General features: G+C 44.2%; 23 protein-coding genes and 1 tRNA gene. 11 read left to right on the plus strand and 13 right to left on the minus strand.

Translation table 11 applies throughout. The features are described 5' to 3' along the window. Positions 1–33: 33 nt before the first annotated feature. Positions 34–465, minus strand: coding sequence for a flagellar assembly lipoprotein FlgP (gene flgP / locus RH88_RS03685; RefSeq protein ID WP_005593535.1), 432 nt, complete (start codon positions 463–465; stop codon positions 34–36). 8 nt (positions 466–473) lie between these two features. Then, complete coding sequence (locus RH88_RS03690) at positions 474–1,109, minus strand: FlgO family outer membrane protein (protein WP_005593536.1); 636 nt, start codon at positions 1,107–1,109, stop codon at positions 474–476. Between the two features lie 163 nt (positions 1,110–1,272). Here RH88_RS03690 and RH88_RS03695 point away from each other — a divergent pair, with 163 nt between their 5' ends. The 3 genes from RH88_RS03695 (at position 1,273) to RH88_RS03705 (ending at position 3,340) form a co-directional block, all read left to right on the plus strand. After that, a complete protein-coding gene (locus RH88_RS03695) occupies positions 1,273–2,409 on the plus strand; it encodes a flagellar assembly protein FlgT (protein ID WP_005593537.1) in 1,137 nt (378 codons plus the stop codon). A 53-nt stretch (positions 2,410–2,462) separates the two neighbouring features. Further along, a tRNA-Arg gene (locus RH88_RS03700) sits at positions 2,463–2,539 on the plus strand. Between the two features lie 294 nt (positions 2,540–2,833). Beyond that, positions 2,834–3,340, plus strand: a complete 507-nt coding sequence (locus tag RH88_RS03705; RefSeq protein WP_005593538.1) for a hypothetical protein — start codon at positions 2,834–2,836, stop codon at positions 3,338–3,340. 86 nt (positions 3,341–3,426) lie between these two features. Here RH88_RS03705 and RH88_RS03710 read toward each other — a convergent pair whose 3' ends face one another. Together RH88_RS03710 and gltX are read right to left on the minus strand one after the other, a co-directional pair. Continuing rightward, positions 3,427–4,389: an OmpA family protein gene (locus RH88_RS03710; RefSeq protein ID WP_005593539.1), complete on the minus strand. Its 963-nt coding sequence runs from the start codon at positions 4,387–4,389 to the stop codon at positions 3,427–3,429. A 396-nt stretch (positions 4,390–4,785) separates the two neighbouring features. Then, positions 4,786–6,213 carry a glutamate--tRNA ligase gene (gltX, locus tag RH88_RS03715; RefSeq protein WP_005593540.1) on the minus strand — a complete coding sequence of 476 codons (1,428 nt, stop codon included), beginning with the start codon at positions 6,211–6,213 and terminating at the stop codon, positions 4,786–4,788. Positions 6,214–6,514: 301 nt separating this feature from the next. Here gltX and RH88_RS03720 point away from each other — a divergent pair, with 301 nt between their 5' ends. Together RH88_RS03720 and RH88_RS03725 are read left to right on the plus strand one after the other, a co-directional pair. Continuing rightward, on the plus strand, positions 6,515–9,214 hold the full coding sequence (locus RH88_RS03720; protein ID WP_005593541.1) for a heavy metal translocating P-type ATPase: 2,700 nt from the start codon (positions 6,515–6,517) through the stop codon (positions 9,212–9,214). Positions 9,215–9,228: 14 nt separating this feature from the next. After that, on the plus strand, positions 9,229–9,666 hold the full coding sequence (locus tag RH88_RS03725) for a DUF411 domain-containing protein (protein ID WP_005593542.1): 438 nt from the start codon (positions 9,229–9,231) through the stop codon (positions 9,664–9,666). 74 nt (positions 9,667–9,740) lie between these two features. On the opposite strand, the gene RH88_RS03730 is transcribed toward RH88_RS03725, so the two are convergent. The 4 genes from RH88_RS03730 to htpG all read right to left on the minus strand — a co-directional run bounded on the left by RH88_RS03730 (position 9,741) and on the right by htpG (position 14,929). After that, entirely contained in the window at positions 9,741–10,406 is a 666-nt protein-coding gene (locus RH88_RS03730) for an oligogalacturonate-specific porin KdgM family protein (protein WP_005593543.1), read from the minus strand. 521 nt (positions 10,407–10,927) lie between these two features. Beyond that, entirely contained in the window at positions 10,928–11,884 is a 957-nt protein-coding gene (hemH, locus tag RH88_RS03735; protein ID WP_005593544.1) for a ferrochelatase, read from the minus strand. 148 nt (positions 11,885–12,032) lie between these two features. Continuing rightward, a complete protein-coding gene (gene adk / locus RH88_RS03740; protein ID WP_005593545.1) occupies positions 12,033–12,677 on the minus strand; it encodes an adenylate kinase in 645 nt (214 codons plus the stop codon). Between the two features lie 347 nt (positions 12,678–13,024). Continuing rightward, positions 13,025–14,929: a molecular chaperone HtpG gene (gene htpG / locus RH88_RS03745; RefSeq protein WP_005593546.1), complete on the minus strand. Its 1,905-nt coding sequence runs from the start codon at positions 14,927–14,929 to the stop codon at positions 13,025–13,027. A 264-nt stretch (positions 14,930–15,193) separates the two neighbouring features. On the opposite strand from htpG, the gene RH88_RS03750 reads away from it, so the two are divergent. From RH88_RS03750 to RH88_RS03765, 4 genes are read left to right on the plus strand one after another with little or no spacing between them, the layout of a single operon-like run. Next, positions 15,194–16,066 (plus strand): winged helix-turn-helix domain-containing protein, encoded by an 873-nt coding sequence (locus RH88_RS03750; protein WP_005593547.1) that lies wholly within the window; start codon positions 15,194–15,196, stop codon positions 16,064–16,066. Between the two features lie 9 nt (positions 16,067–16,075). After that, positions 16,076–16,591, plus strand: a complete 516-nt coding sequence (locus RH88_RS03755; protein WP_005593548.1) for a regulatory protein ToxS — start codon at positions 16,076–16,078, stop codon at positions 16,589–16,591. 47 nt (positions 16,592–16,638) lie between these two features. Continuing rightward, positions 16,639–17,394 (plus strand): sulfite exporter TauE/SafE family protein, encoded by a 756-nt coding sequence (locus RH88_RS03760; RefSeq protein ID WP_005593549.1) that lies wholly within the window; start codon positions 16,639–16,641, stop codon positions 17,392–17,394. A gap of 8 nt (positions 17,395–17,402) precedes the next feature. After that, positions 17,403–17,681, plus strand: coding sequence for an Rdx family protein (locus RH88_RS03765; protein WP_005593550.1), 279 nt, complete (start codon positions 17,403–17,405; stop codon positions 17,679–17,681). A gap of 205 nt (positions 17,682–17,886) precedes the next feature. Here RH88_RS03765 and yfcE read toward each other — a convergent pair whose 3' ends face one another. From yfcE to RH88_RS03790, 5 genes are read right to left on the minus strand one after another with little or no spacing between them, the layout of a single operon-like run. Further along, positions 17,887–18,444 carry a phosphodiesterase gene (yfcE, locus tag RH88_RS03770; protein WP_005593551.1) on the minus strand — a complete coding sequence of 186 codons (558 nt, stop codon included), beginning with the start codon at positions 18,442–18,444 and terminating at the stop codon, positions 17,887–17,889. Between the two features lie 47 nt (positions 18,445–18,491). Further along, the gene (locus tag RH88_RS03775) at positions 18,492–18,899 is read right to left on the minus strand and encodes a CBS domain-containing protein (protein WP_005593552.1); all 408 of its coding nucleotides are present in this window, start codon (positions 18,897–18,899) and stop codon (positions 18,492–18,494) included. Beyond that, positions 18,896–19,246, minus strand: a complete 351-nt coding sequence (locus RH88_RS03780) for a P-II family nitrogen regulator (protein ID WP_005593553.1) — start codon at positions 19,244–19,246, stop codon at positions 18,896–18,898. The genes RH88_RS03775 and RH88_RS03780 overlap by 4 nt, the downstream gene beginning before the upstream one ends. Further along, entirely contained in the window at positions 19,236–20,021 is a 786-nt protein-coding gene (locus tag RH88_RS03785) for a DUF1538 domain-containing protein (protein ID WP_005593554.1), read from the minus strand. The genes RH88_RS03780 and RH88_RS03785 overlap by 11 nt, the downstream gene beginning before the upstream one ends. Then, on the minus strand, positions 20,018–20,752 hold the full coding sequence (locus RH88_RS03790; RefSeq protein WP_005593555.1) for a DUF1538 domain-containing protein: 735 nt from the start codon (positions 20,750–20,752) through the stop codon (positions 20,018–20,020). Before RH88_RS03790 ends, RH88_RS03785 begins: the two co-directional genes overlap by 4 nt. A 231-nt stretch (positions 20,753–20,983) precedes the next feature. Here RH88_RS03790 and RH88_RS03795 point away from each other — a divergent pair, with 231 nt between their 5' ends. Continuing rightward, positions 20,984–21,898: a TIGR01777 family oxidoreductase gene (locus RH88_RS03795; RefSeq protein WP_005593556.1), complete on the plus strand. Its 915-nt coding sequence runs from the start codon at positions 20,984–20,986 to the stop codon at positions 21,896–21,898. Between the two features lie 46 nt (positions 21,899–21,944). Beyond that, the gene (locus RH88_RS03800; protein ID WP_005593557.1) at positions 21,945–22,772 is read left to right on the plus strand and encodes an SDR family oxidoreductase; all 828 of its coding nucleotides are present in this window, start codon (positions 21,945–21,947) and stop codon (positions 22,770–22,772) included. The last annotated feature ends 114 nt before the right edge of the window (positions 22,773–22,886 follow it).

Genomic DNA, 22,886 nt, shown 5'->3' on the forward strand with positions numbered 1-22,886 from the left:
TTTTTTATTGCCATCAGATCAGAGAATAGAGAGCTAAAAGAGAGTTTGTTGGCGTTTTTCTGGCACTTGCTGAACCTCACCGTAATCGCGCAGCTTATTCATTTTACGAATATCGAGACGCAACTCGGTCACGTAGGTATCTCCTACCTTATAGCTACGCACGACTTCTGCACCACGAATAACCCCATCGACCGCACCGGAGGTGACTTCAGTGCCAAGACGTTGATCTTTAAGATCAGCACGACCACTAACTCGCATACCATAAACTTGTTCTGCTAATTCACGATACGCATCGATCTTTGATGCACGCATAGCACGAACTTGCTTTTCTTCCGCATCACGACCTTTTTGTTCACCAATACTGGCATAACCGACAGCGGTTAGCCAATCATCTGGGCGCATCTGAGTTAAAGGCTGGCAACCCATCATGCTAAATGCAACCAGCAATAATAATAACTTCTTCATGGGTGCTCCTATGGGCGCAAGATAACGGTGTAAGGTTGACGAATGGTTGGGTCTGAGCGGATCAATACACCATCTTGGGTACGAATACTATTTAAGGTATCCAAATCTCGGCCAATTCGATCGGCAGGTAGGAAGCCTTGTGCTGAAGCGACAACAATACGTGATTGCATACCAACAACACGAGCATTAACTAATACACCACCTTCTTGACGTAACATAGTCCCCGTTAACACATATTCAATGTCTTGTTCTTTTGCCAAGTCTTTCCAGTCACGACTAAACGCAAAGTCACCTTGCGATGTCACCTGTATGCTACCCGTGGTCTTATAATCAACAACTTTGAAGCCACGGCGCTGAAATTGATAAATAAACCCTTCTGAAACAGAATTGCCTAACCAGTTAGTCGCATCCATATTTTGCAGATCAACAAACGAAGTCACCGCAATAGGTGTGCGAGCAGAAACACTCGTGTTCGATTGCACTAACTCTTCTGTCAAACTCTCTACGAAAAAGTCGAGAGTGTGACGTGGGCTGTCCATCAACATAAACTGACTGCCCTGATAAGGTTCTTTACCATTATAAATAGGGGAGTAAGCGCAAGCAGTCAGAAAGACTACAGGCACTAAAGCTAACCATTTTTTCATTCTCTGATCTCCGATACATTTAGGCATTTATTCATCACTTTTCTCTCTCTATAAAAAAGTGGAACACTCTTTGCTTTTCTCTGTTTGTATACATAAAGAAACGCAATGCCAAAATCTGATACGATTAACCAAGCAAAAACTGTACCTAATTGGTAAATAAAATATGAAAAAATTTGTTTTCGGCCTATTGGCTACGTTTTCACTGAGCTTAAGTTCAACGCTCGCACATGCTGCATGGTATGAAGTGACGGGGATGGCAACCGTTGTTTCATCTGAGGAAGCCGCGCGTTTACACGCTTTAGAAGACGCACTCTACAAAGCAGTCAGTTTTTCCGGTGCGGACATCGGCAGCATTTCCAATCTTAAACCATTACTAGAAAGTGACCGAAAAGAATACCAGTTCACTAACCACGAAGTGCGTTATATCTTAGTTGAAGAGCAGAAAGTGCGTAAAAATGTCATGCTGGTCAAAGCTCGCATCGATATCTATCCATCGGCAACAGGTTGCCACGTAGATCAATATAAGAAGACATTTTTGGTCGGTAATATCGATTTGGCCTCTCCACAACAAGCGGTTATGGGGCAGGTTTATAGCCTCGGCGATGATTTTGCTCAAGTGATCAATCGACAACTAGATGAAGAATCGAGCAGCTTTGTTTCAGTAGGCACCACCGATTTTGAGATCAACAAACGCAACCCAGAGCGCCTAAAAATGATCGCCGAAGATACTGGAGCGCAATACATCATTGGCGGCACCATTACCGATCTCACGGCAACCATTGACCAAAAATTGTTAAGAGACGATACCATCAATCGTCAATTCGCCATGGAACTCACTATTTTTGACGGAAAGACCGGCAGCGAAGTCTACACCCGAAATTACCGAGAGGTGGCATTGTGGCCGTTCCCGAAAACCAGCCAAGTTGATACTCGCAGCGCCCGCTTTTGGGCCTCTACTTATGGCGATATGATGTTACGAGTCAGCCGCAATGTGATGCTGGATCTAGAATCAGAAGTTTCGTGCAAAATTACCTTACCTGAAATTGTTGCTAAATGGGGCAATACACTGACGATGGATCTTGGTCGAATCCATGGAGTAAGAGAAGGCGATAAACTGCAACTATGGCATACCGGATCTTTTATCGATCAACGAGGTTTGCCACGTAATAAGGTCACCGCAACTGATATCACGCTCACCGTGGGCCGAGTCTACGAACATGAAGCGGAACTCAGTGTCGATCAACCAGAGTTAGCAAATAGTATTCAAATTGGCGATGTTATGCACAAGCTCATCCCTTAACAACAATTTCTGATGGATCTATTCGTCTAATTGATTATCATCAATGCTCATTAGCTCCCGTGGCACAGCTGGATAGCGCAATCCCCTCCTAAGGGATAGGTCACAGGTTCGAATCCTGTCGGGAGCGCCATCTTTAAAACCCATGCCTATACGCGTGGGTTTTTCTTTATCGATTGATCTGAAGCTCTCTCTAGCGACGACTAAATTGTCAGGCATTAATTACCGATACACCGCATAAATACTTCAGTCCATTCAACCTTCTACCATGTGCTATTTGTTACTTATTTAACCTCATTTTTATGTGAGCAAGACAGGTTCTTGAGCAATAATTTTTAGATGAGCTATCTTTATTGAGTATTCGCACTTTTAAATCTATTAACAATTGCTTACCCTTTCATTAATAACAAATATATCATTTAAAATTATGCCAAAGAGCAATTTAACAACTAATACCGGACACCGGTTTATTTCTAAAGCTAAGACTGCCTACAAGATTCATATTCACACCCCTGAAGACACTGTGCTTCATCGCTCGGTTGGTTTTCTAAAAATTGGGGAGAAGAAAGGCCTGCAGAAGGCGATCAAGCTACGAAATGAACTAGGTAGTGAAATGTGGGGAAAATTTTGGCGTCGCTTGCTAAAAGATCCTTATCTAATGACTCGTTTACCACACTCATTGGAACCGAAAATCATCTTTAAACCTCGGCCTACCAAAGAGAGCCCTGATGCGAAAGATGAGTGCTACATTGCCGCATGGCGGAATTATGATGACAATGGCAAGTTGATCTACAAAAGCGTTGTATGCTCGATCAACAAACATGGTCGACTCGGTGCTTACACCAAGACTAAGAAAGCACTATTGGAAGCCAATAAGATGAATTTAGAAATATTGGAGTTTATGGGCCGACTCAGCAGTATTGACCTCAAATGAGGTTGCTTTCCCTTTCCTTCTGTCACTAAAAAGCCTCGATTTCTCGAGGCTTTCAATTCACGCTCTAAACGTCAAACGTTGGCGAATTACTGTTGAACTTGGTACTCAAATTCAGGAACAGTAATTTCAACACGACGGTTTTGTGCACGACCTTCACGAGTGCTATTGTCAGCAATCGGGTTGTTCTCACCTTCACCGCTCACCGCCATGCGATCTGTAGCGATACCACGCTCAGCTAAAACATCAGCCACAGCTTGTGCGCGCTTCTCTGACAACGCTTGGTTATATTCCGCTGCGCCAGATGAATCGGTGTAGCCAACAATGCTAACTTTCGCTTGTGGGTACTCATTTAGTACTGCAACTAACTCATCAAGCTTGCTCGCGCTTTCTGGTTTTAACTCAGAACTGTTCAGTGCAAAGGTTTCTGTATCTAGCAGAGTCGCTTCGTATGTTTTGGTCATAACAACAACTTCAGCCACTTCTTCAACAACCATCACTTCTTCAACTACTGGCTCTGGTGCCGCTTCTTCGCTACCACCAAATTTGTAGGCAAAACCGATTGTTGCTGAGTTTGCAAATGCCCGTACGATGTCGTTATTGATGTCGGTAATCGCTTGGTACTCTAAACGGACAGAACCGTTTTCCATTACATCATATTCTAGACCCAATGCGCCTAAGAAAGACGCATCATCTTTAGAGCCATAATTAACGTAAGCACCACCAAATTTACCGTATAAATCCAACGCATCAGTCAAACCAACGCTCAGCTTTGGCGCTAGCGTGAAAGCTCCAACACTGCGATCAGGTAAACCAGCACCGGTAAATTTACCTAGATAGTCATAACCTGCTTCTAAAGCAAGATAGTCATTAAACTCGTAACCACCAAAGATACCTGCAGATGCAGAGTCATCATCATCACAAACAAAGCCTGTCTTACACTCGTCGTTGAGCCATGAATAACCGGCTTTTAAACCTAGGTAAGGTTCGGCCATTGCCATATTTGAAGCCATCATTAAAGAGGCTGAAATTACCACTGCTAATTTTTTCATCATGAATTCCTTAATCCATTGTCTACTTGAGCAAGTGACGATGTCTAAAATAACACCGACTTGTTACGTCACTTCCGAAGCTAAGTTGTCTAAGAGTATGATTATTATCGACAACGGTCGCACTATAATGATTTTTTCAATATCTTAAAGGTAAAATAAGATACCGAAAATCAATAAACAATCATCGAATCGAACCTCGCTTTAAGCGATGAACTTAAGCTGAGTAAAGGACCGCACACATTTGCGCATTAAGTGATTCATAAAATAGCATTTTGATTGTTTGTGCAATTTCTCATCGGTGACACAAATAAAAGTAGAACAGGAAAGGTAGAAATTCCAATTAATTACGCGACGAAAAAAAACCGCAGCCCAATGGCTGCGGTCTTTAGCTATTTTTTAGCACTCATAATTATGCGTTTGCTTCACGCTCAGCAATGCCATCTTGATACGAGCAACACAACGCTCTTTACCAATCAGCTGCATTACTGCATCTACTGATGGTGATTGACCGCCGCCTGTCACCGCTACGCGTAGTGGCATACCGATTTTACCCATACCAATTTCTAAGTCAGCACATACGTCTGCGATCATTTGGTGTAAGTTTTCAGTTGTCCACTCTTCAATCGCTTCCACTTTCGCTAACGCAACTTCTAGAGGCTCTTTTGCCACACCACGTAGATGTTTCTTCGCCGCGCCCGCTTCAAACTCTGCGAAATCTTCGTAGAAGTAACGGATTTGCTCAGCCAATTCAACCAAGGTATTGCAACGCTCGCCTACTAGCTTAATCACTTCAGTAATCGCTGGGCCATTTTCAATGTTTAGCGCTTGCTGATCGAGATGCCATTGTAGATGCTTAGCTACGTACTCTGGCTCTGACGTTTTAATGTAGTGGTTGTTCAACCAAAGTAGCTTATCTGTATTAAACGCAGAAGCTGATTTAGAGATCGCGTTTAGGCTGAAGAACTCAATCATCTCTTCTTGAGAGAAGATTTCTTGGTCACCGTGAGACCAACCTAGACGCACTAGGTAGTTATTTAGAGCTTCTGGTAGGTAGCCCATATCACGGTATTGCATTACAGATACCGCACCGTGACGCTTAGACAGTTTTGCACCATCATCACCCAGGATCATTGCACAGTGAGCAAATGTTGGGACTGGAGCACCAAGCGCTTCGTAGATGTTGATTTGACGAGGCGTGTTATTGATATGGTCTTCACCACGGATTACATGAGTAATTTCCATATCCCAGTCATCAACCACAACACAGAAGTTGTACGTTGGCGAGCCATCTGTACGACGGATGATTAGGTCATCCATTTGGCTGTTGCTGATTTCGATGCGACCACGAATTTGGTCATCAAAAACAACGCTGCCTTCTTTCGGGTTACGGAAACGGATAACACATGGATCGCCATCTTTTGCCGCGTCGTTTGCTGCTTTAATTTTTGGATGGTTCGCATCGTAACGTGCCATCTCTTTGTTTGCTTCCTGTTCTGCACGAACTTCGTCTAGCAACTCTTTTGATGCGTAACATTTGTATGCTTTGTCTTGTGCAAGTAGCACATCAACCATTTCGTTGTAACGGTCAAAACGTTGAGTTTGGAAGTAAGGACCTTCATTCCACTCAAGACCTAGCCATTCCATACCTTCCATGATCGCATCAACAGCTTCTTGAGAGTTACGCTCAAGATCCGTGTCTTCGATACGTAGAACGAATTCACCTTTGTTGTGTTTAGCATATAGCCAAGAATAGAGTGCTGTACGAGCACCACCTACGTGAAGGTAGCCTGTTGGGCTAGGAGCAAAACGAGTTTTAACCGTCATGTTAAATACCTTGATTGTCTAATTGACCGCACCGCAACAACCGATGCCAAAATTGGGCGTTATTTTATACTCAACTTCCTTTAGGTGCTAGGGTAAGTCGGTCTTTTTTAGTCGAACAGAGTGAACAACTTAATTGCATTCAAACAATATCTATACCGAAAGATACCTTAGGCTCTTAATCACTGATAATTTTATCGAAAAAAACGCCAAACATTCCCATAATAATTTCTTATTTCCACCTTGACCTTGCCCTTGAGGAAAGGTTTATGCTTCGTCGCATCAACCGTTCGAGGATAAAGTGATGAACAGATTTGAAATCCCACTGCAAGGGCTAAATTGTATGGGCTGTGCGCGTAAATTAGAACAACGCCTTAGCGAGCGCTTTGACGTTTCGATTCAAACTCTTTCGCCAACCTTGATCGAACTTGAAACGACAGCCTCCTTAACGGACATCGTCGAGCAAATCGAAGATTTAGGTTACCAAGCTGAATTAAACAAACGTTTTTTGCTCAGTGGGTTAAGTTGTGGACGTTGTGTAACAAAGCTCACTCAACAATTACAAAACAACGCTGCGATTGCCCAAGTTTCAGTCAGTAAAGATAACTTATCGCTGATAACAACTTTACCTAATCAAACGATCATCGATATCGTCACCGAAGCAGGTTATCAAGCCAAACCAACCTCTGAATCAATTAAAGCGAATGCGGAGCAATCCCCTGCAAAAACGAAAGCAACCACGAAAGCAACGAATAGCTCAACCGCAAGCGGGCATAAGTTCAATTTGCTGATCAGCGGCATGACCTGCGCAAGCTGCGTGGCTTCTGTCGAGCATGCATTAGCATCGGTTGAGGGAGTGACGAAAGCGCAAGTCAACCTAGCTGAGCAAAGTGCCTTAGTTTTTAGTGATCACGCCGATCTCAATATCGATTTACTGCTCAGTGCCGTTGTAAAGCTCGGTTATCAAGCACAGTTAATTGATGACCCAAAAACCCAGCAAGAAAAGCAAGCTGAGCAATTGCACCAAACCCAAGCACACCATAAAAAAAGTGCTTGGATGGGACTTGCTATTGGTGGGCCATTGATGGCTTGGGGCGTATTTGGCGGCAACATGATGATTCGCAATCTCAACGACCAATTGATTTGGGGCGGCATTGGCCTTGTCTGCTTATGGCTTCTTGCAACAGCAGGACGCAGCTTTTTCAGTAATGCGTGGTTAGCGTTAACCCATCGTCGCGCCACCATGGATACCTTAGTGGCCTTGGGAACAGGCGCTGCATGGCTGTTTTCAATGGTCATCGTCATTTTTCCTAACTGGTTTCCTATCGCTTCTCGTCATGTTTACTTTGAAGCAAGTGCGATGATCATTGGCCTAATTTCACTGGGCCACTATATTGAAGCAAAAGCGAAAGCGCGTACCACTCAATCGTTACAAGCACTGATCGATCTCCAGCCGAAAAATGCAACACTGGTCACCGCGCAAGGAGATCAAGAAATTGCAGTAGAAGCGATCACACAGGGAATGCAACTGCGTATTAAACCGGGTGAAAAGATCCCGGTTGATGGCATCGTGTTAAGTGGTCACTCATACATTGATGAATCCATGCTGACTGGCGAACCAATGCCCGTTGATAAGCAGATCGACAGCCATGTCTCAGCCGGCACATTAAATCAAGATGGCAGCATTGTGATTCAAGCCACCAGCGTAGGCAGCGACACCATGTTGGCTCGCATTATTGATTTAGTTCGTCAAGCGCAAAGCAGTAAACCAGCCATCGCAAAATTAGCAGACCAAATCTCAGCGGTGTTTGTTCCCGTGGTGGTCGCGATCGCGATTGCTGCCGCATTAGTATGGTATGCCGTTGGGCCCGATCCAAAAGCCAGTTATATGTTAGTTGTGGCAACGACCGTACTGATTATTGCCTGTCCTTGTGCACTTGGCCTTGCCACACCACTTTCTGTAACTGTAGGGATTGGTAAAGCCGCTGAAATGGGCATCTTGATTCGAGATGCTGACGTACTGCAATCAGCAAGCAAGGTAGACTGCGTAGTATTTGATAAAACGGGCACCTTAACCCAAGGAACGCCGAGCGTTGAGCAGATTTTCAGCCAACAGAGCCAACAAGCACAATGGCTACAAATAGCGGCAAGTTTAGAGCAATACTCAGAGCATCCATTAGCTAAAGCGATTGTCAATCAAGCAAAGCTTGAAAACATTGAGCTTAAAGAAGTGCATGACTTTCATAACTTACGCGGCAAAGGCGTGACTGGGCAACTCGACAATCAAGCGATTGCCGTTATTTCATTGCCACAAGCTCAGCAAACCAATGTGGATTTGTCGCACTTTGATGCAGCAATATCTGAATGTGAACAACGCGTTTGGACACCAGTGATCCTTACCGTTTCTAATATAGCTCAAGCGGTCATCGCGATTGCCGACCCGATCAAGCCGGAAGCATTCAGTGCCATCTCAGCACTTAAAGCAATGCAAATCGAACCCGTTATGCTAACTGGTGACAACCAAGCGGTCGCCAATGCGATTGCAAAACAACTAGGGATTAAGAGTGTCATTGCACAAGTTCTCCCAGATCAAAAAGCTCAGCAAGTGCAACAGCTCAAAGAGCAAGGGCACAAAGTGGCTATGGTCGGGGATGGAGTGAATGACGCGCCAGCCCTAGCGCTTGCCGATATTGGGATTGCGATGGGCAGCGGCAGTGATGTGGCGATAGAAAGTGCGCAAATGACGCTACTAAACTCCTCGCCGTTAGCGGTGGTCAATGCGATTGAACTATCCAAAGCAACGGTAAAAAATATGAAAGAAAATTTGTTTGGAGCGTTTATCTATAACTCTCTAGGCATTCCAATTGCTGCCGGTGTCTTATACCCAGCATTTGGCTTTTTACTTAGCCCTGTAGTAGCAGGTGCAGCAATGGCACTTTCTTCTATTACAGTGGTAAGTAACGCTAATCGACTACGACTATTTAAAACTACAAATCGTTCTTAGAGGCAACTATGACAATGAAAACACTTTCTTTAGCACTGCTGCTAGCATCTTCAGGTTCAGCATTCGCAGCGGATGTGATTAACCATAAATCACCTTACTGTGGTTGCTGCACAGAATGGACGAAACACATGCAAGATGCGGGTTTCACGGTTGAAGATAAACTGCATGATGATATGAATGCGGTAAAACAACAACTAGGCTTGGCTCCAAAGTTGGCATCTTGCCATACTGCTGAAATTGGCGGTTACGTTTTTGAAGGCCACATCCCCGCTGACGATATTAAATCATTTCTAGCCAATCCACCAAAGAACGCAAAAGGCTTAGCGGTACCCGGTATGCCGATGGGCTCTCCTGGTATGGAATATGGCGATGAAAAAGATTCATACGCGGTATACGCCTATAACGAACGCGGCCAAGTGTTTGAGTACAACGTTTACCAAGGCAATCGTTAAACACATACCACAATGAAAAAGCCCAGCAATGCTGGGCTTTGTTCTATGATGCGCAGGATTCTATTTTATCGTTCTTAAAAACCGTAAGAGGCACCAAAAACAAAGGCATTATTGGTTGCGTCAGTACCGTTACCTTGATTGCGGTACTCAAAATAAGGTTGAACACCTTGGCGAGTCCAAGTCGCTCGAAGCTCGTGATCCATCGAATTATCGGCATCGCCATCATTACGAACGTAAACGTTATTGTAGCTTAATGTCAGTTCTGGATTCACGCTGTAGCCGATACGGTTATCAAAACGAAGTTGATCTTCGCCATCTTTTACATCGTGGTAGCGTGTGCGGTTACTGATCGCAATTCCGTTATCGAAGTTATAACCAATTTTCACCAATGGACGATACTGTACCGTTTCACCGTTATTCAATAGATGGTGGTAACCAACGGCTACCCATAAGTTGTCGTTCACCGAGTAACTTTGCTCGATACCCAAAGTAATATATGGCGAATTGCCTAAGCCGTTATCTTGAAGCGCATCATCATCGTACTTACCCAATGAAATACCATCAAACTCCGTCAAAAGCGTGGTACCTGTATCAAATGTATGGCCAGCTTCTAATGTTGAAGTCGCATTAGGTTGTGCATCAGAATGGAATTGCACGTTACCCGTTACATAAGAAGACCCTGCAAATGCAGTAGAGGCGAAAGCAAGCGAAAGTGCGCTAAGAGTAAGAGTTTTTTTCATGATAATCTGCCTTAATAAATAAAAATTGCCGCGATTCTTGTTGGATGATTGAACATCGTTATTGATCGCATAAAAGGAGCTTCATCCCTGGCTTGGCTCTATAGTGGCGAATTAATTTGGCAGATAAAAATGCAGCAAAGGTGAGTGAGATCTGACGCAACGTAAAAACATCGCATGATATTTAACAACAATATTTCATGCACTTACAAAACATCAAAACTTCTAAGTGACCAGTGAGACGATCCAAATCACAGTCAATACAGAAAAATAACTGCTGAGTGCTATTGGTATCACACCGCTTTTAGCTTGATTGAGTTGTTTGTTAATTCTCCATAATAATAATCAGATCTCGATCACGGTTCATTCAGCAAGCAAATGGATATTACTCGCACTAACAACATATCCCTTACCTCTTTGTATCCACCCATCGTGAGAAAAATTTCATGATTCTATCTGAACAACAGGCATAAAAAAGCCACCTTGCGGTGGCTTCAATTTGCATTCACTAGAGCTATAAACACTTACTTTTCCACGAGAGCTCTCATCATCTCAATATGACCATCATCATCATTGAGGCATGGAATAAAGTTAAAATGTTCCCCACCATGTTGTTTAAAGAGTGCTTGGCACTCCTCTGAGATTTCCTCTAGCGTCTCTAAGCAATCCGCCGCAAAGGCTGGTGTCATGACATCAATCGATTTAATGCCCTTACTTGGTAACATTTCGAGGGTTTTATCGGTGTAGGGTTGTAACCATTCTTCACGACCAAATCTAGATTGGTAAGTCATACCAATTTGCTCATCGCTTAATCCTAGCTCTTGCTGGAGTAGTTGCGTCGTCTGTTGACAATGAATTGGGTAAATATCGCCATTATCAGCAAAACGCTGAGGAATACCGTGATATGAACAGAGCAAGTAATCGGCCTGTCCGTTCTTTTGCCATGAACGGCGCACACTATCCGCAAGCGCTTTGATGTAGAGTGGATGCTGATGATAATCACGCACTAAACGATAGCTTGGTATTACTGCCATCTGTTTGAAGGCTAATGTTAAGCCATCAGAAACAGCGGCCGTTGTCGTCGCTGAATACTGCGGATAAAGAGGCAATACAATTACCTCCTCCACGCCCTGCGCCATTAATGCTTGCAGACCAGACAACAGACTTGGATTGCCGTAAGTCATGGCTAATTCGACCGGAATATCAAGTTGCGCAGCCAACTTTGCCGCTTGGCGCTGAGAATACACCATCAGCGGTGAGCCTTCATCCATCCAAACTGATTGATAGAGCTTAGCCACTTTGGGCGCACGAATAGGTAAAATCACCCCATGCAGTAAAGGACACCATAACCAGCGAGTCATATCCACAACTCGTTTATCATGCAAAAACTGGCTTAAGAAACGTTTTACCGCTGGCGCGGTTGGCTCGTCTGGCGTACCGAGGTTAACCAGTAACACACCCTGTTTGTTATTGTTATTCATGGCATCCTATCGACGGTAGAAAGAATTTAGATACGCGCTCACGCTAAAAAGCGATCAAACTTCTCGCGGGTTTAAGCACTTAAAAAGCAAATAAAAAAGGCGACCATTAGGTCGCCTTTACTATAGCAATTTTTTCTCTTAGTGAGAATTAAGCCAGTGCTTTCTCGATATCTGCACTTACTTCTGCAACTTGCTTAGTACCATCAAATTTAAGGTACTTAGTGTTACCTACTTCAGCTTCTTTACCGTAGTAAGAGATAAGCGGAGCAGTTTGCTCATGGTAAACACCTAGACGAGCACGTACTGTTTCTTCTTTGTCGTCATCACGAACAACAAGGTCTTCACCAGTCACGTCATCTTTACCTTCTTCTTTAGGCGGGTTGTACACTACATGGTAAGTACGACCAGAAGGAAGGTGAGCACGACGACCAGCCATACGCTCAACGATCACACTGTCAGCAACGTCGAATTCGATAACGTAATCTACCGCAACGCCCATTTCTTTTAGGCCATCAGCTTGAGGGATAGTGCGAGGGAAACCATCTAGCAGGAAACCTTTCTCACAATCGTCTTGAGCAATGCGCTCTTTGATAAGACCAAGGATGATTTCATCAGAAACTAGCTGACCAGCATCGATTACAGCTTTAGCTTGTTTGCCTAGTTCTGTACCTGCTTTGATAGCAGCACGCAGCATGTCACCAGTAGAGATTTGTGGAATACCGTATTTATCCATGATGAAGTTTGCTTGTGTGCCTTTACCTGCACCTGGAGCACCTAGAAGAATGATGCGCATGATTTATCCTCTTTAATATTAGAAATTTATACCGAAGCTCACAATCAGATGCCTCATTCACTCAAGCTTGATTGAGCAAACTAAAACAAGTGCGGACGGTAAGTTTCGGTATATACCCACTAAACGGAGTATTGTGTTTGGGCGAGCAAAATACACGCCTTAAGACTGACATTCAAGTTTCTGAGTCTACCATATTTTACAGGCAGCACGACTCTAATAAGACTAAAGAATGTTAAGCCACTATATCAGCTGACAACGTCAGCCTAATCGCTGCATGTTTTGCTATTTATCTCTGACGTTCAAACAAAAAGCCCGCAAGATGCGAGCTTTTTGTTTTTTAGCTAATATTAGCCCTTAGTCAAAAGAGTATTAATTGCACCTAAAAATTGCGATGGATCTTGCAATGAACCACGTTCTGCCAGCATTGCTTGACCAAGTAGAACTTCAACCCAACGGCCAAAAGCTTGTTCATCGGCTTCATCCGCCATTTGCTTAACCAGTGGATGTTCTGGGTTAATTTCGAAAATGTATTTCACTTCTGGCACGGCTTGGCCTGCTGCTTCAAGCAACTTTGCCATTTGGGTACCCATTTCAAAATCATCCGTTACTACAACCGCTGGTGTTGTGGCGAGCTTAAAGGTAGTACGCACTTCTTTAACGCGATCACCTAAATACTCTTTGGTGCGTTCCACAACCGATTTGAACTCTTCTTCCGCTGCTTTATGCTTCTCTTTTTCAGCTTCATCTTCAAACTTGCTCAGATCAAGACCCGCTTTGGTGATTGACTGGAACTGCTTACCATCAAATTCAGTCAGGTAGTTCATCAACCACTCATCGATGCGATCGTACATCAAGATCACTTCAATGCCCTTGGCTTTAAACTGCTCTAAGTGCGGGCTGTTTTTCGCCGCTGCGTAGCTGTCTGCGGTTAGGTAGTAGATCTTATCTTGATCTTCTTTCATGCGCTCAATGTAAGACGCAAGACCAACAGTCTGCTCTTCTGAATCCACTTCAGTTGAGGCAAAACGCAATAGACCTGCCACTTTCTCTTTGTTGGCCATGTCTTCCGCTGGACCTTCTTTTAGCACTAGGCCAAATTCTTTCCAGAAAGAAAGGTACTTATCGTTGTCGTTATTGGCCATGCGCTCAAGCATAGTCAAGACACGTTTAGTACAAGCGTTACGCAATGATTGCGTCACTTTATTATCTTGTAGAATTTCACGCGATACGTTGAGTGGTAAATCATTTGAATCAATCAAACCACGAATGAAACGCAGGTAAGAAGGCATAAACTGCTCAGCATCATCCATAATGAAGACGCGCTGTACGTACAGTTTTAAACCTGATTTATGATCACGGTTGAACATATCCCAAGGGGCTTTCGCTGGGATGTATAACAGACTGGTGTAGTCGTTCTTACCTTCAACACGGTTGTGACTCCACACTAATGGATCAGCAAAATCGTGCGAAACGTGCTTATAAAACTCTTGGTATTCTTCGTCGCTGATGTCCGACTTATTACGAGTCCAAAGGGCTTGAGCTTTGTTAATTTGCTCCCACTTCTTCTCGCCAGTTTCCTTACCTTCTTCATCACGTTCTTCAGTGTGGATCAGAACCGGAATACCAATGTGATCAGAATATTTGCCGATGACGTCACGTAAACGCCATTCATTTAAAAACTCTTTACCATCTTCACGCATGTGCAGCACGATATCTGTACCGCGTGTTTCTTTATGGATATCTTCGATGGTGTAGTGGCCTTCACCTTCAGAATGCCACTGAACCGCCTGATCCGCGGATAGGCTTGCTGCGCGAGTGCGCACAGTTACGCTATCTGCGACAATAAATGCCGAGTAGAAGCCCACACCAAATTGACCAATCAGTTGAGAGTCTTTGCTCTGATCATCTGACAGTTTTGAGAAAAATTCCGCGGTGCCCGATTTAGCAATCGTGCCTAGATGCTCAATCACATCTTCACGGCTCATGCCGATACCGTTATCAGAAATGGTTAGGGTGTTGTTCTTTTCATCGAAAGAGAGTTTCACGCTAAGGTCTGCATCACCTTGATACAGATCGGCATTAGACAACGCTTGGAAACGAAGCTTATCTGACGCGTCTGACGCGTTAGAAATTAGCTCACGTAGGAAAATCTCTTTATTTGAGTACAGAGAGTGGATCATTAAGTGAAGCAGCTGTTTTACTTCAGACTGAAAGCCACGAGTCTCTTTATTGTGTGTTGCAGTTTCGCTCATGTTTACTCCGTAACATCTATACTTATCAGGATCCTAGGATGTTAATACCAAGGATTATTTGATGATGATTGTTAATTAACATGAGGGTGACAAATGTAAATTCAAGGTCAAAAATTATAAAAACGGTGTTTTTTTGATTTTAGTTTGTCTATCCTGCCTAACAAAATATTTGTAAATGGCGATCCATATTTATTAAGATTGTGATCCGTATCATTCATTGACACTAGTGATGTCTGAGACCTATCAAAACTGAAGGCCAACTGCATGAGTAATATAGGTACAAAGTTTAATCTGGCGAACAAGTTCACGTTCGATCCAAACACCAACTCACTGATAGAAAAAGACAATGATGTCGATATTATCCGTCTCGGTAGTAATGAAAGCAGGATCCTTCTTCTACTGGTGGAAAAGCCAAATTTAGTCGTAACCCGCAATGAGTTACACGACTTCGTGTGGCGTGAGCAAGGGTTTGAAGTTGATGACTCAAGCCTAACTCAAGCGATCTCAACACTACGAAAATTTCTAAAAGACTCGACTAAATCGCCTGAATTTGTCAAAACCGTACCGAAACGCGGTTATCAACTGATCTGCTCTGTAGAACGAATGACGCCATTAGTTAGCGGCGACACACCAATCATCGAACCTCAAGACAATGCAACTTATGAGGCCAATGAGGAGCAAGAGCCTGAGATTAATTTGACCGAAGATATTGAGCGTGAAGTAGAGTTACCGCCAACATCCTCACCTCAACTTGAGCCTCAAACAACGGTAAAAACGACCTCCACTCTATTTAGTAAAGTCTTGATTGCTATTGCATTGTTACTGCCTTTACTTGCGTTAGTTATCGATAAACCAACCGATTCTCAATTTCGTCAAATCAATTCATTTGATGGCGTCGTGGTCAAAACCCCTATTAATCATCCTGACCTTTCTCATTGGTATTCGGCCATTGAGCAGTGTGTGGTTCGCTACAAACAATCCCACTTAAATGAAGCGGCGCCTGTCGAAGTGATCGCCACTGGTGGCCAAAATAATCAGTTGGTGCTGAACTATATTCATCGACTTGATCATTCTGGAGAGAACATTACCGTGCGTATTTTCTCTGACCAAAATGACCTTGACCATATCTGCCAATAAGGAATATTTATGAATCAAAAACTAGCGTTAGCCTTATTAGCAGTATCGGTACTTTTTAGTGGTTGGTTGTACTTAGATAGTGATTTTCAAGTAGAAAAGACCATTACCTCTAAAGAGTGGCAATCAAAAATGGTCACCGTGATCAGCGATAATCTGCAAGAAGAAACCGTCGGTCCGCTGCGTAAAGTCGACGTGGTCTCGAATGTAAAATACCTGCCAAACGGCACTTACATCCGCGTAGCGACGATTCGTTTGTTTGCCAATAGTGAACAGAGCGATAGCGTGATCAATATTTCTGAAACGGGTGATTGGGAAATCAGTGATAACTATCTACTAATTTCGCCTAAAGAGTTTAAAGATGTCTCTTCCGCGCAAAGCAAAGATTTCACTGATGTACAGCTACAACTGATTAAGCAGTTATTTAAAATGGACTCACAATTGAGCCGTCGCATTGATATCGTCAACGATAAAACCTTGCTTTTAACTAGCTTAAGTCATGGTTCTACGGTACTTTTCTCTAACTAGTTCTCACGACAATGACAAGGGAGCATGACGCTCCCTTTTTTATCATCATGGATTGGATTAATTCCGCTGGCCTGTTACTGGGCTCACTCACAGCCAACATACTCGCCGCCCTTTCAGGTGGGGGCGCAGGCTTGCTGCAATTCCCGTTATTACTGTTTTTTGGTTTACCGTTCTCTGTTGCACTGGCCACACATAAAGTCGCTAGTGTCGCTCTTGGCCTAGGCGCCGCCTTTACGCACCTAAAACAAAAATCGTTTTCTTTTGCTGAAGCTTGTTATCTCACGCTTGTTGGCAGTATTGGGGTGATCATTGGTGCCAATCTTATCCTGACGATTCCCGACTTTTGGGCGGAAAAAGCCCTTGGTGTGATGATCTTAGTTTTAGGCATCTATTCCTATTTCAAAAAGCAGCTAGGCCAAGAATCCCGACCCATTCATCGTCATTTCTTCGGTTGGTCACTCGGTGGGCTGGGCTTAATTTTTATCGGCATTATTAATGGCTCACTTACCGCAGGCTCCGGTCTATTGGTCACCCTATTTTTAGTACGCTGGTTTGGCTATAGCTACAAGCAAGCGGTGGCACTGACCATGATCTGTGTTGGTCTATTTTGGAATGGCATTGGCGGCATCGCGATTGTGCATGCTGGCGCTCAAATCTATTGGCCATGGTTACCGATTTTACTGGTTGGCTCGTTTGTCGGCGGCAGTATCGGTGCGTACCTTTCGACTCGCTTTAGTAATCGAATAATTAAAATCTGCTTTGAGATCCTCACCTTACTGGTGGGCATAAAACTACTTATTTAGGAAATGAAATGGAAAAAGCAAATATTGAGATTTTTTATTGCCGTCAGTGTAATTGGATGCTGCGCTCAACTTGGTTAAGCCAAGAGCTCTTACATACCTTTAGTGAAGAAATTGCTTCGATCTCTCTTCACCCCGATACTGGTGGCCGATTCGAAATCATTTGCAATGGCCAACTGATTTGGGAGCGCAAACGCGATGGTGGCTTTCCTGAAGCAAAAGTCCTAAAACAACGTGTGCGTGATGTGATTGATCCAGAGAGAGACTTAGGTCATTCCGATAGTAAATAGCATTGGTATAAATAGCATTCGTTGTAAATAACATTAGCTGTAAATAACATTACTAGACAATTACGATAATAAAATGACTGCGATAAAGCCTAACTTTGCCGCGATCTCGCTTCGATAACAACAAAAAGGCACCATACGGTGCCTTTTCCTGTTCCATCTGTTGATTACCACTCTGTAGTTAAAATCAACGGTTAAAATCAACGCTTCAAAACTCAGCGTCTAATTGCGTCTCAGCTAAAGTATCCCCGACAAAACTCTTCACCTTGATGGTGTTATTTTCTAGTAAGCCGTAACTGGCAGCAAAGCCATCGCGTGGAAATGTGACAGAACCTGGATTGAAAATAAATTGCGCCCCTTTACGTTCGGCAACCGGAATATGAGTGTGACCATGCACTATCACATCCCCCTCTCGCAACGCTGGGCGTTTATCGCTGTTGTACAGATGGCCATGGGTAACAAACAAACGCTTACCGTTTGGCAGCATCACCCAAGCAAAATCACTCATCATCGGGAATGACAGCAGCATTTGGTCAACTTCACTATCACAATTACCGCGTACTGCGATAATGCGGTCCGCATATTGGTTAAGTAATTCAGCCACCGCCGGAGGGTTATAACCTTCTGGAATCGGATTACGAGGGCCATGATTTAACACATCCCCCAGCAAAACTAAATGCTCTATACCAGAGCGTTCAAACTCTTGTAATACTTGGGTTGTAGCAGGCAGACTGCCATGCAGATCTGAGGCAAAAAACAATTTCACGACATCAACTCCTCAAAATAATTGAGGCTATTCTACGTAATTGTCGATCAGTCGTCATCTCGCGCCATGCCATTTAGAACAATATTATTGTAACTGACCATACCGATCACTTGACCATTTTCAATCACCGGTGCTCGGCTAATACCGAAACGTTCAAACAGACGTGCACAATATTTGACGTTCATCGTAGGATCCACTCCCAATGCGGGTTTGGTCATCACTTCATAAATATTAGTCCGTTCGCAGGAGCGATTTTTCGCTAACACTTTTTTAGCAATATCGTTCATCAAGACAATGCCATATTCATCATCTTGATGGCGTTTATTGACCACAAGGGCTTTAACTTGATTTTGCCGTGCTAAACGGATCCCCTCCTGCACTGTCGTTAAACCATCAATAATGACGTAGTTGCCCGTCATTACATCGCGTACACGAATGATTTCTTGGGTTGTCATAATTCATCCTCTACCACTTTGGTTAACTGCTCAACTTGATGGGCAACACCAACAGCATCTTCGATATCTATTTGGACGGCAATGCCCTGCCCCGATGCTTGATCAAACTCACCAACGTCACTGATGGTTTCTAATATTTGCCGAGCCAAATGCTCTTCAACCACAAATAGCAACACGTCTTTTTGCACCTCTAATGTCAGGCCAAAAAAGGTCCGTTTTTGGTTGAGTCCTTCGCCACGAGCGTTGTTGATCACTGTCGCCCCTGTCGCGCCCGCTTGACGCGCTGCATCAAGCACTTGTTCGGTTTTACTGTCTTCAACAAAGGCTAAAAGCAACTTAAAGCGCATTTTCTTTATCCTCTTGTTTAGGTTTATTCAACCATTGGGTTATCTGTGCGTACCCCATTACTGAAATGATCGGAAATAAGCTGGCAAATGCAATCAAGCCAAAACCATCAATCATTGGATTGCGTCCCGGAACGGTAGAAGCAAGGCCAAGTCCAAGCGCAGCGACAAGCGGTACAGTCACTGTAGAGGTGGTCACACCGCCTGAGTCATAAGCTAATGGAATGATTAACTTGGGCGCGAAAAAAGTTTGAATGACGACCACGATATAGCCAAAGATGATGTAGTAATGAATCGGATCACCAACAACGATTCGATAGCTACCCAGCGAAATACCAATCGCGACGCCCAGCGCGACAGCAATACGCAAACCATTAACCCGAATGCTGCCACCCGAAACCTGATTGGCTTTGATCGCCACAGCGATCAATGATGGCTCCGCAATGGTGGTACTGAAGCCGATGCAAAACGCGAACAAATAGACCCAGTAATAATCAATCCAACTCAATGTCTCTTGGGCACTAATGCGAACTTGTTGCAGAAAATCAGGCGCGGTCAGTTGCGCTGCCATGGTCTCGCCCAAAGGAAAGAGCGCCAACTCAAGACCAAGTAAGAAAAGGGATAAACCTAAAATGACATAAAAAAAGCCCAATAACACCTTGATGGGATTAGCGATAGGTCGGCGCAACACCGCAAATTGAAAGCCAAATAGAATCGTGGCAATAGGAATAACATCGCCAACGGTGTCAATAAAGGTATCCAGTAGCTGCATCATCATGCCACCACCATTCCAAACATCATTGGCAGCAAAGAGGCAAATGCGATCAAGCCAAAGCCATCAATCATCGGATTTCTCCCTTTAATTGAAGAAGCCAAGCCCACGCCTAATGCTGTGACTAATGGTACGGTAATGGTCGAGGTGGTCACCCCTCCGGAGTCGTAAGCCACGCCAATAATACTTTCTGGTGCAAACGCGGTGAGAATCACCACACCGATATAACCACCAATAATCATGGTTTGGATTGGCCAGCCTTTGAGAATGCGTAATACGCCTAACACAATCGCGATCCCAACCGATAATGCGACCGTTAGCCGCAAGCCATTAGCGTAGTCCTCGCGACTCGCCTCATCATTGATGATCATACCGCCCTCTGCGGCCACTTCTGCCGCTTCATCGGCAATGGCGGTTAAGGCAGGCTCTGCAACCGTCGTACCAAAGCCCAAGCAGAAAGCAAAAATCAACAACCAAAATACACTGCCTTTGCGGGCAAAAGCTTGCGCTATGGTCTCGCCAATAGGAAAGAGCCCCATCTCAAGCCCAAAAATAAAAAACGTCAGGCCAAGAACCACCAGCAACAAGCCGAATAAGATCGAGAGAAGATTGGGCAGTGGTTCTTGTAGTACCACTAACTGGAAAAAAGCAATCACGATAATGATTGGCATAAGATCACGAAAGCTGCCCAACATAGCGCGCAGTAAAGCGCCTATTGCTTGCCTCACTTCCAGCATAATCTCACTCCATTGCTAACCCGTAGGCTATCTTGCCCATAACCTATCTTGCCAAAGCGCCTACTGATAGTATGTGACGGTTGCATCACCACTCATATTGGATGTAACAAAATGTGTATTCTGTGACTCCCTACACTTCCTGATTCGCCGTTGAAACGCGACAATTATCACGCACGCTCTGATCCGAGTGGCGAGGTTATCGCTATAATTACTCCAAGTGAGGAGAACGTAATGAAGATATTGATCACTGGCGGTACTGGATTCGTCGGCAGAGAATTGTTGAAACACTTAACGACCCATGAGGTGGTTCTGCTATCGCGCAACCTAGATAAAGCGAAGCAAACTCTCAGTCATGCTGATTTAGGCAATATTACCTACCTCTCCCACTTGGATGATCTGCATGATTTAAATGATTTTGATGCCGTGATTAATCTCGCCGGAGAGCCCATCGCCGATAAGCGTTGGAACAAAAAACAAAAACAGGCCATCTGCCAAAGTCGCTGGCAACTCACCGAACAAATTGTCAGCCTTATTCATGCAAGCACCACTCCGCCTAAAGTCTTCATCAGTGGCTCAGCGGTCGGCTACTATGGCGATCAACAACAGCATCCATTCGATGAAAGCTTGCATGTTCAAAGCAAAGGCTTTCCTCATTATGTTTGTGCAAAATGGGAAGAGATCGCCAATCGCGCGCGCTCAGAAGAGACTCGAGTATGCATCTTGAGAACCGGTGTGGTTTTAGGTTGTGACGGCGGCGCCTTAAGCAAAATGTTATTGCCCTATAAGCTCGGCGTTGGTGGCCCAATTGGACGTGGTAAACAATACCTACCTTGGATTCACATGTTAGATATGGTACGCGGCATACTCTATTTACTCGAGACTGAACATGCCCATGGGGAATTTAACTTTTGTGCTCCTCACCCCGTCACCAACCGTCATTTCAGCCGTACTTTAGCTCGAACGCTAAAACGCCCTCACCTGTTGTTTACCCCTAAATGGGCGCTGAAAATAATGATGGGAGAGAGCGCGGTGTTGCTCTTCGATAGCGTCCGAGCCAAGCCGAAAAAACTCACCGAATTGGGCTTTCGTTTTAGCTACTCCAGAATTGAACCTGCACTAAAAAATTTATTACAACATCGCGACTAATCCTTTACTCTAGAGTGGCATATCGTCGCTTAAAGAGAAGGAATTCATGTCAAAAGCAGTACTGATCACCGGCTGTTCATCTGGAATTGGCTATGCAGCCGCCCATGCACTTCATCAACGGGGCTACCAAGTGATCGCATCTTGCCGCAAAGCTGAAGATGTAGAAAGACTGCAAGCGGAAGGTCTAACTTGCCTTCAATTAGACTTGAGCGATTCAGCCAGTATTGAGCATGCAGTAACGCAAACATTGGCACTCACCAATGGACAGCTTTACGGTTTATTCAATAATGGCGCATATGGGCAACCCGGCGCACTGGAAGACTTACCGACCGACGCGCTGCGCGCACAATTTGAGAGTAACTTTTTTGGTTGGCATCAACTGGTTCAACACGTACTGCCAGTAATGCGTAAACAAGGCTATGGCCGTATCGTACAAAACAGTTCCGTACTTGGCTTTGCTGCAATGAAATACCGTGGTGCTTACAACGCCTCTAAATTCGCCCTTGAAGGTTGGAGTGACACCTTGCGATTAGAGCTTGCCGATACCGAGATCAAAATCAGCTTGATTGAACCAGGCCCAATTGAAACCCGCTTTCGAGCCAATGCCTTAAAAGCCTTTCAGCAATGGATTGATATTGATGGCAGCGTTCATCAAACCGCCTATAAACAACAAATTCAACGACTCGAAAAGGAGGGCTCAAACAATGCTTTTGTACTGCCAGCTGAAGCTTGTATCCCCCCTTTGATTGATGCCCTTGAAGCACCACGGCCAAAGATCCGTTATCGAGTCACACGACCAACCAAGGTGTTTGCCATTCTAAAGCGCCTATTGCCCAGTCGATGGTTGGATAAAATTTTGCAAAAAGCCGCTTAATGTCATCATTACGTCACAATAGAAGCGCATGATTCACTGGCAACGTAGAAATACCCCATATTAATAAGCGTTTCATTCGGTGCCTGCAGATGTCATTAAATAAATTAAATTGGC

This window comes from Vibrio scophthalmi LMG 19158 (assembly GCF_000222585.1).
GTDB classification, from domain to species: Bacteria; Pseudomonadota; Gammaproteobacteria; order Enterobacterales; family Vibrionaceae; genus Vibrio; species Vibrio scophthalmi.